Below are 14,131 nucleotides of genomic sequence, written 5' to 3'. Positions count from 1 at the left end.
TGCTCGCCGTCCGGATTCCATAGCGTCGATGGCATGACAACCCAGCAGCGCAACGCCATCCGCGTGGTGGTCGGGCTGCTCATCGCCAGCCTGACGGTGAGCGTCACCATTGCCGTGCTCACGCTCGTGTTCCACCCGGGCGGCCTGACCGCCACCACCTGGACCCGCTCCGCGATGGTCCTGGCGCTGGCCGGGCTCTACGTCTGGCTCGCGCCCCGGTTACTGCGCGGGGTGGCCACCGCCCACCGGCGGGTGCGCATCGCCTCCGCGGCGGGGTTCGTGGCGGTGGCGTTCGTGTTCCTGACCTCGCAGAACCCGGCGTGGCTGCGGGGGCTGCAGGGGGTACAACTGGGGCTGTTGGCGGTGTTGATCGTGGCCGTGAACCGCCCGGTGGTGCGCTCCGCGTTCCCCGCCGTGGTCGACGAGCGGCCGCGCAACCGCCGGGCCGCGTGGCTGCTGGTGCTGGCCGCGCCGGTCGTCGCCGAGCTGACCCTGGGCACGATCCCGCTGCGGCAGGAGTGGGCGCTGCTGGTGTTCACGCCGATGTACGGCGGCGGCGCGCTCCTCGTGCGCGAACTCGTCCGGCGCACCGGCGGCGGCTACGCGAACCTGCTGCTCATGGGCGTCGCCTACGGGGTGGTCGAGGAGGGGATCGTGCTGCAGAGCTTGACCAGCCCCAACCTGTACCACGCGGCCGAGTGGGCGCCGCGGCTGTTCGGCCTGAACACGGACTATGCGCTGCTGAACCTGGTGTACCACGCGGTCTTCAGCGTCACGATCCCGGTGGTGCTGGTCGAGCTGTGCTTCCCGGCCCACGGGACCCGGCCGTACCTGCGGCGGGGCGGGCTCATCGCGACGGGGCTCATCGCGGCGTTCGGCGCGTTCGTGGTGCGGGTGAGCGTGCCGCCGTCGCAGGACCCCGGCTACACCATGCCACTGGCGCCCGCGCTGGTCTTCGCCGCGGTCGCGCTGCTGCTGGCGGTGGTGGCGCTGCGGGTGCACCTGCGGCCGGCGACGGCACTGCGGCTGCGGTCGGCGCTGGTGCCGCCGCGACCGCTGGTGGTGGGGCTGGTGACCGGGGTCGGTGCGCTGGCGTTCTTCGTCCTGGTCTGGCCGTTCGGTGGGGCGCATCAGCCGCTCTTCACGCGGGGTGCGTGGGCGCTGCTGCCGATGCTGGGCGCGACAATCGTCGTGATTTCGCTGGTGTACGTCATGAGCCGCTGGTCCGCCGCCGCCGGTTGGACCAGAGCGCACGTGATCGCGGCGTGCACGGGCGCACTGGCAGCGCACACGACGTTCGGGCTGATCGGGCAGGCATCGGGCGCGCTGGACCGCGGGTTCCTGGCGGCGGTGGTGCTGGCGACCTTGGCGCTGGGCACGGTAGCGGCCCGACGTTCACCGGCCCCGGCCCCGGCCCCGGCCCTGCAGCCAGCCTGACCCGGCCGGCGATCGGGCCCAGCGGCGGGCGGGCAGCGGGCGGGCACGGCGGACGGCGACGGCGGGCGGGCACGGCGGGCGGGCACGGCGGGCGGGCACGGCGGGCGGGCACGGCGGGCGGGCACGGCGGACGGCGACGGCAGCCGGGCACGGCGGGCGGCCACGACGGACGGGCACAGCGGACAGCGGGCGGTCACGACGGACTGGCACAGCGGACAGCGGGCGGCCACGACGGACGGGCACAGCGGACGGCGGACGGGCACTGCGAGCGGCGGGCGGTTGAGGGACGGCGGCGGGCGGACTTGGGCCGTTCGCCGTCGTCGCGTCCGCAGTGGACCGTTCGCGCGGCTCGTGGAAAACGCGATCGGGACGAGCTGTGGACGGCAGGGCGGTCGCCGGGCGCGGCTGGAGCGGGCAGAAGCGGGCGCGGGCGGAAGCGGGAGCGGGAGCGGGAGCGGGCGCGGCGGGCGCGGCGGGCGCGGGCGGAACGGGAGCGGGAACGGGCGACGCGGGCGGGAACGGGCGGGAGCGGTGGGTGTGGCCGGGCTCACGGGGCAGGTGTCAATTGGGTGAATGAGTTGAACCGGAGGTGAACGGCAGACTGAGAGCAACTTACGGAACGCAGGCCAAAGGAGCATCTCATGTCGATCGAAAGCACCGTTCGCAAGCCCAAGGCGGCCTGGACGACCCGGCGCACGGAGAAGGGGCGCACCGAGCTCGTCATGCGGTGGGAAACGCCGAAGCGCAGCCTTGACTGAGACGAAGCGCGGGCCGGGCCCTGGAAGGGCACGGCCCGCGGTGCGGTGGGAGTTCAGACGATGGCGCGGCAGTTCATGGCTGCGTCCTTCGTGACCAGGTACTGGGCCGCCTTTGCGTAGTTCTCGCCCTTGTGGACGGCGAAGACGCTGAAGTACACGACGCTGTCCTTCGGCATTTTCGCCGGGTTGATGATCAGGTCGTAGCGGGACTCGCCGGCCTCCTCGACTCGCTTGACGCGGAAGACGGTGTCGGCGCCGGGGAGTTCCTTGGCCTGGGGGGTGCACAGGACGCCGGCCTTGACGACGGCGGGGATGCCGGCGTCGGAGAGGGCCTTCTGCAGGGCGTCCGGGTTCAGGATTTTTTTGTAGTCCAGGACCAGCTCGACCGAGCCGTCCGCCTGCTTGGTCACCGCGAAGGCCGCCGGCTCCAGGGCCGGGGCCTCCGCTGCGCCGCCGGTCTCGGGGGCGGTCTGCGTGGGGGCGGCCGGGTCGCCGCCGAGCAGGGGCACGGCCACCGCGACCGCGGCCAGCGCGGCCAGGCCGGCGCCGGCGGCTACGCCCAGCAGGCCACGGTTGCGCCGGCGGGTCCGCCCGCGCTGTTCGATGGTCTCGATCGGCCGGTCCATCTGTACGTCGGCCAGAGTCTTCTTCACCGCGTCCAACACCTCGTCGTCTGTCATGGTCGATTCCCAATCCGGGCCACGGGCGCGCTCGCCCGCAGGGTTGCGATGGCACGGGACAGATGCACGGCGACGGTGCCGGGCGAGATGCCGAGCACCTCGCCCACGACGGCCGTGTCCAGGTCGAGCCAGATGCGCAGCACGAGCACCTCGCGCTGGCGCGGCGGCAGTCGCCGGATCGCGGCTAGCAGGGCCCCGTCGATGCCGGCGGCCTCCTCGGCGGGCTGGGGCCGGTCGTGGCCGTCCAGGGCGACCTCGCGCCGCAGCCGCCGCCACCATGACACCCGCAGGTTGAGGGCGGTGCGCACCACCCATGCCGCGGGGACCGGATGCCGGCTCACCTTGGTCCAGGACGCCCAGGCCCGCGCGAACGCCTCGGCGACCAGGTCCTCGGCCAGCACCCGGTCGCCCTCGGTGGCGAGCACGGCGCGCAGGCACGAGTCCCTGGACCGCGCGTAGAAGTCCGCGAAGTCCTTCCGTTCACGTTCCACACCTGCCTTACGCATGGGCGCCCCGATTCCTTTACACGGGTCTTGCGGTGCCGCCGTCCTTGCTGTCTATAGTGTCCATGTACAGTCGGGCACCGGATGGAGGGCCGTCGTGCGGGTGGTGTTGTCCAACAGTGCGGGCGTACCGCTCTACGAGCAGATCAAGGAACAGGTCGGGATGGCCATCCTGACCGGTGAACTGTCCGAGGGCGAGGTCCTGCCGTCGGTCCGGGCGCTCGCGCGCGACCTGCGGATCAGTGTCATCACCACGACCCGGGCGTACGCGGAACTGGCGAACGCCGGGTACATCGCGACCGTCCCCGGCAAGGGCGCCTACGTGCTGCCCCTGGACACCGCGCTGGTCCGCGAGCAGCTGCTGCGCCAGGTCGAGGACGGGCTGCAGGCCGCCCTGGACGCCGCGCGCCGCGCCGGGCTCGGCCGGGACGAGCTCATCCACCTGCTGGACGGCCTGCTGGCCGCGGAGGAGGAGGTCCCCAGTGAGCGATGAGGATCTGGCGTTCGCGCTGCGCGGGGTCGGCACGCCCGAGGAGGAGGTCCGCAGTGAGCGATGAGGATCTGGCCTTCGCGCTGCGCGGGGTCGGCACGCAGGCGGTCGGCAACGGCTTCGCGCTGCGGGACCTGAGCTTCGAGCTGCCGACCGGGTACGTCATGGGGCTGATCGGCGCCAACGGGGCCGGCAAGACGACCGCGATCCACTGCCTGCTCGGCATGCGCCCGATCGGCTCCGGCGCGATCGAGCTGCTCGGGCGGCCGGTGCCCGGGCCGGTGGCGTTGCGCCAGGACGTCGGCGTGGTGCTCGACCACGCGTTCCTGGTCGGCGACTGGCGGCTCAGCGAGGCCGAGCGGGCGCTGCGGCCGTTCTACGACCGCTGGGATCCGCACCGGTACCGGCAGTTGCTCGACGAGTTCGGGCTCGACCTGCGGGCGAAGGTGCGGGAGCTGTCGCGCGGCATGTCGGTGAAGCTCATGATCGCCGTGGCGCTGTCGCACGGGGCCCGGCTGCTGGTGTTCGACGAGCCGACCAGCGGGCTGGACCCGGTCGCCCGGGACGAGCTGACCGGGATCATCGGCGAGTTCCTGCTGGACGAGGGGCACAGCGTGCTGTTCTCCACGCACATCACCGCCGACCTGGACCGCATCGGCGACTACGTGACCCTCATCCACGGCGGGCGGATCGTGCGGACCGGGACGAAGGACGACGTGCTGGCCGCGTACCGGGTGGTCCGCGGCGGCCCCGACGACCTCGACGGCACGGGCGTGCACCTGATCGGCGTGCGGCGCACCCCGACCGGCGCGCAGGCGCTCGTCCCGGCGGAGGAGGCGGACCGGCTCGGCGGCCACGTCCTCGTCGAGGCGCCGACCCTGGACGACATCGCCGTGCACATCGGCGCCCGCCCGACCCGGGCACGGACCACGTCCGCGCCCACCGGAAGCGCCGCCGCATGAAAGCCGTCGAACGGCGCCCGCCCGCCTCGAGCGCGGACCACGTCCGCGTCCACGGGAGGCGCCGCATGAGAGCCGTCGCGCGGGTCACCGCCGCGAGCAGTGGGAGGGGCGTATGAACGGCGTTGCCAGGATCGCGGTGCTGGATCTGCGGACGATCATGCCGTACAAGATGCAGGCCTTGTTGTTGTTCGGGGTTGGCGTGCTGATCTTCGCGAACAAGCCGGCGGTGTTCGTGCCCGCGCTGGTGCTGCTGTTCACGGCGCAGTATGCGGGGATGCCGTTCAACGTGGCCGACAAGGCTGGGCTGGAGACATTGTACGCGGTGCTGCCGGTGCCGCGGCGGGCCGTGGTGGCCGGGCACTATGCGTGGGCGGTCGGGCTGTATCTGGCCATCGCGGGGGCCGGGACGGTGCTCGCGGTGGTGCTCGCCCGGGTGCAGGGGGTGGCGCTCGGGGCCGGGACGCTCGCGGATGCCGTGGTGCTGTCGTGGGCGGTGTTCGCGGTGAATGTCGCCCTGCAGTTTCCGCTGCTGATCCGGTTCGGGTACACCCGGTCGAGCGTGCTGGGCACGGCGCTGCCGATGGTCGCCGTGGTCGGCATCGTGTACAAGACGCACGTGACGATCGCCTCGATCGGCGACTGGCTGCCGTTCATCGCCGCCGCCGGGATCGCGCTGCTGGCCGGGTCGGCGGCGGTGGCGCAGGCGGCCGACCGGCGGCGCGGGCAGCCGCGCCGGGTCACCGCCTCACGTGCGTAGCGTGCGGCTCGGCAGGTTGCCGTAGACGTTGCGGTACTCGGCGGTGAAGCGGCCGGGGTTGGCGAAGCCCCAGCGGCGCGCGATCGCCTTGACCGTGGCGCCCTCCCCCGGTTCGGCGGCCTGCAGTTCGCGGTGGACGCGGTCCAGGCGGATGCGGCGCAGGTACTCCAGCGGCGTCTGGTCCAGGTGCCGGCGGAACGCGACCTGTAATCCGCGCACGCCGATGCCGGCCGCGGCGGCGATGGTGGCGGCGGTCAGGGGCTCGTCGGCGTGGGCGTCCATGAAGGCGATGGCGCGGCGCACCGCGGCGGGCGGGACGCGGCCGGGATCCGGCAGGCGCGTGGCGGTCATCGTGGTGTTCGGGAACACCGACAGCAGCGACGCGGCGGCCAGGCGGCGCAGCTGGTCGAGCAGCAGCGGGGGCAGGTTCGCGTCCGGCGCCGCCAGGTGCCGGGTCAGGTGTACGGCGGTCGCCGCCCAGTAGCGCCGCATCGACTCCGACACCGGGGTGACGGCCTCGAAGCGCAGGTCGGCGGCGGGCAGGCCGGTCGCCGCCTCGGCCACCTGGGCGATCACCGGGAGCGGGATGCGGACGGTGGCCAGCGTGGCCTCCTCGTACTCGGCGGCGAAGGGGATGCCGGTCGGGTACAGGAAACCGCCGTGCCGCGGGATCTCGCTGCTCGTGTCGCGGGCCTGCACGGCGCCGCGGCCATCGACGATGAATCCGGCGAGCAGGAAGTCCATCGGGTCGACGGCGGCACCGTAGTGCAGCCCGCCGAAGCGCATCAGGTCGGCGCCGAGGCCGTCGAAGTTGGCGTTGCGCAGCGACACCGTGACCGCCTCGGGGTCGGCGAAGCGCATCCGGGGCCGGTGCGCGGCGACGCGTTGCAGCGCGTCGGCGGCCACCTCCCGGTCACGGGTGCGGACCTCGAAGTACCCCGGACCTGCCAACGCCGACCTCCCGTCACGGTGACCCCGTTGGATTCATGGTGCCGTAATCGTTGCCCGCGCGGGAACACCGCGCCACGTGAGCCACCCGGCGGCGAGCGCGGCCGGCAGCGCCACGAGCGCCGCGGCCGGACCCACGTGACCGGCGGCCAGGGCGGTGACCAGGGCGAATGTTCCGTAGCAGGGCAGCGAGCGGACGAGCCCGGCCAGGGCGTGCCCGGCGGCGCGGATTCCGGCCGTTCGGGCGACCGCGACGGCGAGGGTGGCGCTCATCGCCGGGAACGCGGCCACGGCTCCGGCGGCGACGGGCCCGGCGACCGCGGCGGCCCCGATCGCGGCGGCGACGACGGCGCCGCTGGCCGCGCAGGTGAGCAGCGCACCGCCGGACCGGCCGGGTTCGCGGGGGCCGGCCGGGATCAGCCGCGGTGCCAGGACCAGGGCGGGCACGGCCAGCGCGAGGCCGACGACGGCCGGCATCCAAGCCAGGACAAAATACGCGCCGGTACCGGCGGCAAGCCCGGCGATCAGCCCCCGGCGGGCCAGCGCCAGGGCGAAGACCACCGCGAATCCGACCTGGGCCGGCACGTGCCCGGCGGCGGAGTACGCCATCGCGCTCGCCGCGCCCGGACCGGCCCGCAGCCCGACGGCCGTGACGGCGACCGCGAGGCTGACCGGCAGCGCGGCCACCCAGCCGGCGGCGGACGGGCCGAGGCGGCGCTCGGCGAGCGTGGCGAGGGCCATCAGGAACGGTGCGAGCAGTACGGGTACCAGAGCCATGGTCTTAGGTTCGTCCTGACCCATTCGTGGGGACAAGCGCACGTTTTCGACGGGAAAGCGTGGAAGAATCCGAACGATGGAGCTGCGACGGTTGCGGCTGCTGCACGAGCTGTCCCGGCGGGGCACGGTCGCGGCGGTCGCGGAGGCGTTGTCCTACAGCCCGTCGTCGGTCTCGGTGCAGCTGGCCGAGCTCGAACGGGAGGCGGGGGCGCCGCTGCTGCGCCGGGCCGGGCGCAACGTCGAGCTGACGGCGGCCGGCTGGCGACTCGCCGAGCACGCCGCCGAGGCGCTGGCCGCCGACGAGTCGGTGCGCACCGAGCTCGCGCACCTCGGCGGTGGCCCGCGCGGGCGGCTGCGGCTCACGCTCGTGCAGTCGATGGCCCTGGCGCTGCTGCCCGGGGTACTGGCCCGGCTCGGCACGACCGCGCCCGGGCTGGAGGTCGACGTCATCCAGCGCGAGACCGCCCCGGCCCTGGACGAGCTGCGGTCGCGGGCGGTCGACGTGGTCGTCGGCATCGAGTACGAGGCGGTGCCGGTCGGGCGGCACCGCGACGTCGACCGGCGGGACCTGCTGCGCGAGGACGTGCTGCTGGCCCTGCACCCGGCGCATCCGGGGCTGCCGGTGCGCGGGCCGGCGCGGCTGGCCGCCTGCGCCGGCTCGCCGTGGGCGTCCGGGCATCCCGGCACCGGGCTGGACGCGGTCATCCGCAACGTGTGCAACCGGCTGGGCGGGTTCGCGCCCGACATCCGGCACCGTACCGACGACGGCCTGATCCTGGCCGCGCTGGTCTCCTCGGGCCGGGCGGTGACGCTGCTGCCGGCGCTGCTGGCCACCGGCGTGCCGCAGCTGACCGCCCGGCGGCTGCGCGAGGAGCGGGTGCAGCGCACCGTGTTCACCGCCGCCCGGGCCTCCGCGGCGGGCGCCCCGGCGGTCGAGGCGGTCCGGGAGGCGCTGGTGCACACGGCCAGGCCGATCGCGGCCCGGCGCCGCGTCCTGGAGCTCTGCCCCTGATGTCCGCAGTGTCCGCAGTGTTCGGGGTGTCCGGAGTGTCCGGTGTGGACGTTCAGGCGAGGTACCCGGCGGCCTGCAGGCGGAACAGCTCGCTGTAGCGGCCGGCCCGCTCGATGAGCTCGTCGTGGGTGCCCTGCTCGACGATCCGGCCGTGGTGCAGCACGTAGATCCGGTCGGCGTGCCGGACGTTGGCCAGCCGGTGGGTGATGAGCAGCGTGGTGAGCCGGCCCTGCCGGTCGCGGATCGCCTGGAACAGCGCGTCCTCGGCGCGCGGGTCGAGGGCCGAGGACGGCTCGTCCATGATGAGCAGGTCGGCGGTGCGCAGGAAGCCGCGGGCGGCGGTGATGCGCTGCCACTGCCCGCCGGAGAGGTCCTGGCCGTTGGCGAACGTGCGGTCGAGCAGCGTCTCGTACCCGTGCGGCAGTTCGACGATCATCTCGTGGGCGGCGGCCCGGGCGGCCGCGGACTCGATGCGCGGCTGCGACGGTTCGGCGGCGGCGTCGCCGATCGCGATGTTCGTGGCGGCGGTGAACGGCCACTTGTGGTACTCCTGCGTGACGACGGCCATGCGGGCCTGCAGCGCGTCCGGGTCCCACGCGGACAGCGGGCGGCCGTTCCACTCGATCGTGCCGGCGTCCGGCGTGCGCAGCCCGGCGATCATCGAGGCCAGCGTCGTCTTGCCGGAGCCGTTCTCGCCGACGAACGCGACGGTCTGCCCGGCGTACACCCGCAGCGACACGTCGTCGACGGCCGGCGTGTCGCGATCCGGGTAGGCCAGACACACCCCGCGCACCTCGAGCGTCCGCAGCGCGTCCGGCCGGCTCCGCTCGGTGGTGTCGGCGCCGTCCGGCAGGTACTGCGCGGCCCGCTGCATGAACCCGGTGTAGTCGCCGAAGTGCCGCCCGTCGGTGTAGATCCGGTCGATCTGCAGCGTCACCGTGGTCAGCGAGCGCTGCGCCGCCTGCACCGCGATGACGCAGGTGGCGGCGGCCGCGATCGGGATCTGCCCGCGCAGCAGGAGCAGGCCCAGCAGGGTGTACACCCCGACGGTGGCCAGGCCGCCGATGACCGATCCGACGCTGGTGGTCGTGGTGACCCGCCGGGCCAGGGCGAGCTGGATGTCGGTCTCGGCGCCCATCACCCGGTCGTACTGGTCCAGCAGGAACCTGCGCAGCCCGTAGGAGCGCAGTTCGGTCGCGGAGTCGCGCTCGGCCATGAGCCGGTGCAGCAGCCACAGCCGCCGGCGGCGCACCGAGCCCGCGATGAACGTCCGGTACCGCTGGTGCCCGGCCCGCAGCGACGCCCACGCGTTCGGCACCGTGGCGACCAGCAGCGCGAGCAGCAGCAGCGGGTGGACCACGAGCACCGCGGCCGCCACGGCCAGCAGCCCCGCGAGCCCGGCGAGCAGGTTCATCGCGCCCTGCACCAGCCCGACCGCGGAGTCGGTGCCGCGCGAGGCCCGTTCCATGTCGTCGGCGAACGCGTCGGCGTCGAAGGCATCGAGCCGTACCGCCGTGGTGACCTCGAACAGCGAGCGCTCCACCTCCCGGTCGACCCGCGGGGTGAGCCCGTTCTGCGCGTAGCCGCTGGCGATGCCGAGGGTGGCCCGCAGCCCGGTGACGGCGGCGAGCGCGGCGAGGGCGGGCAGGGCGGCGGTCACCCGGTCCGGGGTGGGCCCGCCCGCGAACAGCTCGACGAGGACCTGCCGGGTCGCCAGCAGCCCGAAGGAGGCGAGGACCCCGGAGCCGACGGTGGCCACGCCGACGAGCAGGGTCCGGGCCTTGTCGGCGCGCCAGCTGAGGCGTACCGCCGCGGAGAGCAGTTTCGGCAGCTCGGCGAAGACCGCCCAGGTGCCGGCCTCGGCCCGGGCGCGCACCCCGCTCTCCCACCACATCTCGCGCAGTTCGGGCAGCACCGAGTCGGCCGGCCGCGGTGCTTTCGCCTGCTGCGGCACGGTTCGGTCACGGGTTTCGGTCACGGTGGGCCTCCGTCCGCTTCGACATCCGACGATGCCTGATGCCGGTACCGCGGACAAGGCGGCTCAACCGGAAGGGTGCCGTTGTTCATGTGTTCATTCACGAGTGGCCTTTACGCACCGGCTTCGCTGTTGCCAACGAGTTGCGATAGCGGAAGACTGCACGGTGTGCACATTCCCGACGGATACCTGAGCCCGCAGACCAGCGCCGTCTTCGGCCTCGCCATGCTGCCGCTGTGGTGGCAGTCCGCGGCCCGGGTGAAGAAGGTGGTCAAGAGCCGGTACGTGCCGCTCGTGGCCCTCGGCGCCGCCTTCTCCTTCGTCGTGATGATGTTCAACATCCCGATCCCCGACGGCACCACCGCGCACGCGGTCGGCGGCGGGTTGATCGCGATCCTGCTCGGGCCGTGGGCCGCGTGCATCGCCGTGTCCATAGCCCTGCTCATCCAGGCGCTCTTCTTCGGCGACGGCGGCATCCTCGCGTTCCCGGCCAACGCCTTCAACATGGCGGTCGTCCTGCCGTTCGTCAGCTACTGGGTGTACCGCCTGCTGACCCGCAACACCGCCCTGACCTCGACCCGGCGGGTGTGGGCCGGCGCCGTCGGGGCGTACGTCGGGCTCAACATGTCGGCGCTGGCCGCGGCGATCGAGTTCGGCATCCAGCCCGACCTGTTCCACAAGGCCGACGGCACCCCCCTCTACGCGCCGTTCCACCTGTCGCAGACGATCCCGGCCATGATGCTCGCCCACCTGATCATCGCCGGCGTCGTGGAGGGCGCGCTGACCGGCGGCGTGGTCGCCTACCTGCAGCGGGCCAACGTGCCGCTGCTGCGCATCAACGCCCCCGAGGTGCCGCTGACCGAGGCCGAGGTGCGGCGCAAGCCCGTCTCGCCGGTGCGCGCGGCGCTCGTCACGCTCGGGATCATGGCCGTGATCAGCCCGCTGGGGCTGCTGGCGCCGGGGGGTGCGTTCGGGGAGGACGCGCCGGAGGACCTCGATCTGGGTAAGTACGGGCTGTCGGCCGTGCCGTCCGGGCTGGCGAAGTACACCGACTTCTGGGGGAGCACGCTGCTGCCGGACTACGGGGGCGGGAGCTGGTGGCAGTACATCGTGAGCGCGCTGATCGGGGTGGTCGTGGTGGCCGCGCTGGTGTTCGGCCTGACCTGGCTGATCGGGCGGCTGCGCGGGGGCGAGCGGGAGGCGGCCGACCTGGACTCGCCGCCGGTACGGTCATGACCGCTCCTGCCTGGCTGCTCGAGCCCGAGGTCGGGCTCTGCCCCTGCGGCTGCATCGGGAGGCGGCGCAAGGGCAGCTTCGTCGGCAAGACCCTGGCGGGCGCCTCGGGGGTGCTGCGGCAGGCGATCTTCTCGGAGGACGTCGCCGCCGGCCGGGGGCTGCTGCAGCGGCTCGACCCGCGGGTGAAGCTCGTGTCGATGGTCGGGCTGCTGATCGTGGTGGCGCTGGTGCACTCGCTGCCGCTGCTGGCCGGCGCGTACGTGGCGACCGTCGCCCTGGCCGTGGCCTCCGGGCTGTCGCTGGGCTTCTTCATCAAGCGGGTCTGGCTGTTCATCCCGATCTTCACCGGGATCGTGGTGCTGCCCGCGACGCTGTCCGTGGTCACACCGGGCAACGTGCTGCTGCCGCTGTGGACCTGGCACGGGCACGCCGAGGGCATCACCGAGCAGGGCCTGCACGGCGCGGGCCTGATCATCGCCCGGGTCGCCACCTCGATCTCGCTGGTGGTGCTGCTCACGCTGACGACGCCGTGGGTGCGGCTGCTGGCGGCGCTGCGGGCGCTGGGCGTACCGAAGATCTTCGTGCTGATCATCGGGATGGCCTACCGGTACCTGTTCCTGCTGCTCGACGCAGTCGACGACATGTACACCGCGCGCAAGGCCCGGACCCTGACCGGCGACGGCGGGCGCCGCTCCACCGCGGCCGGGCGGGCGTTCGTGGCGGCGGGGGCCGGTACCCTCTTCGGGAAGGCCCACCAGCTCTCGGAGGAGGTGCACCAGGCGATGACGGCCCGCGCGTACACCGGCAACGCCAGCACCCTTGCCGGGTTCTCCCTGCGGCGCGTCGACGTCGTGTTCGTGGTGGCCGCCGCGGCGTTCGCGGCGGCGCTGCTGCTGGCCGACCGATGAGCGTCGTCTTCGAGTGCCGGGACCTGCGGTACTCCTACCTCGAGCGGTTCCCGGCCCTGGACGGCGTGAGCGTGACCGTCGCGGCGGGCGAGACGGTGGCGCTGCTGGGGGCGAACGGGTGCGGCAAGTCGACGCTGCTGAAACTCCTGGACGGGTTGCTGTTCGCCGATTCGGGCACGTTCACCGCCTTCGGCGAGGAGGTGACCGAGGACAAACTGGAGGACGAGCAGTTCAACCACGGCTTCCGGGCGCGGGTGGGGTTCGTGTTCCAGAACTCCGACGCGCAGGTGTTCTCTCCTTCGGTACGGGAGGAGATCGCGTTCGGCTGCCTGCAGCTGGGACTGGACCGTGCGACGGCGGCGGCGCGCGTGGATGACGTCATGGCGATGCTCGACATTTCGGACATTTCGGACAGGGCGCCGTTTCAGCTTTCGGGTGGGCAGAAGAAACGGGTGGCGATTGCTTCGGTGCTGGTGATGAACCCCGAGGTGTTGCTGTTCGACGAGCCGACGGCGGCGCTCGATCCGCGGACCCAGTTCTGGTTGATCGAACTGCTGGAGCAACTGCGTTCGGCGGGGAAGACGATTGTGCTGGCTACGCATGATTTGGAGTCTTTGCCGGCTTTGGCCGACCGCTGCGTGGTCTTCGGCGAGGACCACCGCATCTTGTCCGACGCGGCTACCTCGTCGGTCCTGGACGACCGCGATCTGCTGCTGCGCGCCAACTTGATCCACGCCCGCAGCCCGTTCGGCCGGACTTCCGCGCACTCCTGAGGGTTCCGCGCGTTGCTGAGGCTTCTGCGTGGCATTTGTGACGATTTGTTCCTTTTGCGTATTATATTGCAATCAGGCCGGACCTGGACCGTTCGCGACGATGGCGCAAGGCGCACGAGCGCCGAACGCAGGACGCGGGTAGCGCAGGACGCGGGTAGCGCAGGACGCGGGTAGCGCGGGACGCGGGTAGCGCGGGACCGCAGCATGCGCCGCCGGTGACGCGGGGCGCAGGTAGCGCAGGCCGCTAAGGGGCCTTCCGTGCGCGGGGCGGGGCGGGCAGGGCCTTCCGTGCGCGGGGCGGGGCGGGCAGGGCAGACTGCGCGGCATGAGCATCGAGGTCCACGAGTACGACCCGGCCTGGCCGGACCACGCGCGCGCCGTGATCGCTGAGCTGCGAGCCGCGCATCCCGGGGTGTTCTCCGCGATCGAGCACGTCGGCAGCACCGCGGTTCCCGGCCTGCCGGCGAAACCCGTCATCGATCTCATGGCGGCCGTCCCCAGCCTCGACGCGGCGCCGCAGGAGGTCGGCGACGGGTACGTGCTGATCGAGACCGGGATGCCCGAGCGGCTCTTCTTCCGGCGGGAGCCGATCGCCGGGCCGGCGGTGCATCTGCACGTCGTGACCGAGGACTCGTGGGGCACTCGCAACGAGCGGATCCTGCGTGATCACCTCCTGCAACATCCCGCCGATCGGGACGAATATGGGCAGCTCAAGCTCGCGCTCGCCGACGAGAATCTTGACGGGGCGGCCTACACGCGCGCGAAGACCGAGCTCATCCAGCGGCTCGTGGACGCCGCTCGAACCGATCGCTCACTGCCGCTCGTGTCTGTGTGGGAGGAGTGACGTCACGCGGGTACCTCGGTGGGGCGGGCGGTTCTTGGGGCCAACCGTAACAACTGAACGAAATTCACATC

Annotated in this window: 14 protein-coding genes; 9 read left to right on the top strand and 5 right to left on the bottom strand. The window is 72.9% G+C overall.

Features of this window, described 5'->3' with window-relative positions; translation table 11 throughout:
• Positions 1-33 precede the first annotated feature (33 nt).
• Complete coding sequence (locus tag ACQP00_RS16775; protein ID WP_433220006.1) at positions 34-1,437, top strand: hypothetical protein; 1,404 nt, start codon at positions 34-36, stop codon at positions 1,435-1,437.
• A gap of 811 nt (positions 1,438-2,248) precedes the next feature.
• Here ACQP00_RS16775 and ACQP00_RS16770 read toward each other — a convergent pair.
• Both ACQP00_RS16770 and ACQP00_RS16765 read right to left on the bottom strand, forming a co-directional pair.
• A complete protein-coding gene (locus ACQP00_RS16770; RefSeq protein ID WP_433220004.1) occupies positions 2,249-2,875 on the bottom strand; it encodes a hypothetical protein in 627 nt (208 codons plus the stop codon).
• Positions 2,872-3,366 carry a SigE family RNA polymerase sigma factor gene (locus ACQP00_RS16765; protein WP_433220002.1) on the bottom strand — a complete coding sequence of 165 codons (495 nt, stop codon included), beginning with the start codon at positions 3,364-3,366 and terminating at the stop codon, positions 2,872-2,874. The genes ACQP00_RS16770 and ACQP00_RS16765 overlap by 4 nt, the downstream gene beginning before the upstream one ends.
• 109 nt (positions 3,367-3,475) lie before the next feature.
• On the opposite strand from ACQP00_RS16765, the gene ACQP00_RS16760 reads away from it, so the two are divergent.
• The 3 genes from ACQP00_RS16760 to ACQP00_RS16750 all read left to right on the top strand — a co-directional run bounded on the left by ACQP00_RS16760 (position 3,476) and on the right by ACQP00_RS16750 (position 5,587).
• Positions 3,476-3,871, top strand: a complete 396-nt coding sequence (locus ACQP00_RS16760; RefSeq protein ID WP_433220000.1) for a GntR family transcriptional regulator — start codon at positions 3,476-3,478, stop codon at positions 3,869-3,871.
• 53 nt (positions 3,872-3,924) lie between these two features.
• Positions 3,925-4,830 (top strand): ABC transporter ATP-binding protein, encoded by a 906-nt coding sequence (locus ACQP00_RS16755; RefSeq protein WP_433219998.1) that lies wholly within the window; start codon positions 3,925-3,927, stop codon positions 4,828-4,830.
• Between the two features lie 112 nt (positions 4,831-4,942).
• Positions 4,943-5,587, top strand: a complete 645-nt coding sequence (locus ACQP00_RS16750) for an ABC-2 transporter permease (protein ID WP_433219996.1) — start codon at positions 4,943-4,945, stop codon at positions 5,585-5,587.
• Here ACQP00_RS16750 and ACQP00_RS16745 read toward each other — a convergent pair.
• Positions 5,576-6,538, bottom strand: a complete 963-nt coding sequence (locus ACQP00_RS16745; protein WP_433219994.1) for an AraC family transcriptional regulator — start codon at positions 6,536-6,538, stop codon at positions 5,576-5,578. The two genes, ACQP00_RS16750 and ACQP00_RS16745, sit on opposite strands and share 12 nt — an antisense overlap.
• A 33-nt stretch (positions 6,539-6,571) precedes the next feature.
• Positions 6,572-7,312 (bottom strand): hypothetical protein, encoded by a 741-nt coding sequence (locus ACQP00_RS16740; RefSeq protein ID WP_433219992.1) that lies wholly within the window; start codon positions 7,310-7,312, stop codon positions 6,572-6,574.
• Between the two features lie 76 nt (positions 7,313-7,388).
• On the opposite strand from ACQP00_RS16740, the gene ACQP00_RS16735 reads away from it, so the two are divergent.
• Positions 7,389-8,324: a LysR family transcriptional regulator gene (locus ACQP00_RS16735; RefSeq protein WP_433219990.1), complete on the top strand. Its 936-nt coding sequence runs from the start codon at positions 7,389-7,391 to the stop codon at positions 8,322-8,324.
• Between the two features lie 52 nt (positions 8,325-8,376).
• On the opposite strand, the gene ACQP00_RS16730 is transcribed toward ACQP00_RS16735, so the two are convergent.
• Complete coding sequence (locus ACQP00_RS16730) at positions 8,377-10,302, bottom strand: ABC transporter ATP-binding protein (protein ID WP_433219988.1); 1,926 nt, start codon at positions 10,300-10,302, stop codon at positions 8,377-8,379.
• Positions 10,303-10,467: 165 nt separating this feature from the next.
• Between ACQP00_RS16730 and cbiM the strand changes: the two genes are divergently transcribed.
• The 4 genes from cbiM to ACQP00_RS16710 all read left to right on the top strand — a co-directional run bounded on the left by cbiM (position 10,468) and on the right by ACQP00_RS16710 (position 14,060).
• Entirely contained in the window at positions 10,468-11,535 is a 1,068-nt protein-coding gene (gene cbiM, locus ACQP00_RS16725; protein ID WP_433219986.1) for a cobalt transporter CbiM, read from the top strand.
• Entirely contained in the window at positions 11,532-12,443 is a 912-nt protein-coding gene (gene cbiQ / locus ACQP00_RS16720; RefSeq protein WP_433219984.1) for a cobalt ECF transporter T component CbiQ, read from the top strand. Before cbiM ends, cbiQ begins: the two co-directional genes overlap by 4 nt.
• Complete coding sequence (locus tag ACQP00_RS16715; protein ID WP_433219982.1) at positions 12,440-13,216, top strand: energy-coupling factor ABC transporter ATP-binding protein; 777 nt, start codon at positions 12,440-12,442, stop codon at positions 13,214-13,216. The genes cbiQ and ACQP00_RS16715 overlap by 4 nt, the downstream gene beginning before the upstream one ends.
• 325 nt (positions 13,217-13,541) lie before the next feature.
• Positions 13,542-14,060: a GrpB family protein gene (locus ACQP00_RS16710; protein ID WP_433219980.1), complete on the top strand. Its 519-nt coding sequence runs from the start codon at positions 13,542-13,544 to the stop codon at positions 14,058-14,060.
• Positions 14,061-14,131 lie beyond the last annotated feature (71 nt).

Origin of the sequence: Dactylosporangium sp. CS-047395, from assembly GCF_050942185.1 — a bacterium.
Classification (GTDB): Bacteria; Actinomycetota; Actinomycetes; order Mycobacteriales; family Micromonosporaceae; genus Dactylosporangium.
This window is presented reverse-complemented; position numbering and strand designations above follow the sequence as displayed.

Excerpts from the sequence above, each read along its gene's own strand:
- ACQP00_RS16775 (WP_433220006.1), top strand. The coding sequence starts at position 34 with ATGACAACCCAGCAGCGCAACGCCATCCGCGTGGTGGTCGGGCTGCTC.
- ACQP00_RS16770 (WP_433220004.1), bottom strand. The coding sequence starts at position 2,875 with ATGACAGACGACGAGGTGTTGGACGCGGTGAAGAAGACTCTGGCCGAC.
- ACQP00_RS16750 (WP_433219996.1), top strand. The coding sequence starts at position 4,943 with ATGAACGGCGTTGCCAGGATCGCGGTGCTGGATCTGCGGACGATCATG.
- ACQP00_RS16740 (WP_433219992.1), bottom strand. The coding sequence starts at position 7,312 with ATGGCTCTGGTACCCGTACTGCTCGCACCGTTCCTGATGGCCCTCGCC.
- ACQP00_RS16735 (WP_433219990.1), top strand. The coding sequence starts at position 7,389 with ATGGAGCTGCGACGGTTGCGGCTGCTGCACGAGCTGTCCCGGCGGGGC.
- cbiQ (WP_433219984.1), top strand. The coding sequence starts at position 11,532 with ATGACCGCTCCTGCCTGGCTGCTCGAGCCCGAGGTCGGGCTCTGCCCC.
- ACQP00_RS16715 (WP_433219982.1), top strand. The coding sequence starts at position 12,440 with ATGAGCGTCGTCTTCGAGTGCCGGGACCTGCGGTACTCCTACCTCGAG.
- ACQP00_RS16710 (WP_433219980.1), top strand. The coding sequence starts at position 13,542 with ATGAGCATCGAGGTCCACGAGTACGACCCGGCCTGGCCGGACCACGCG.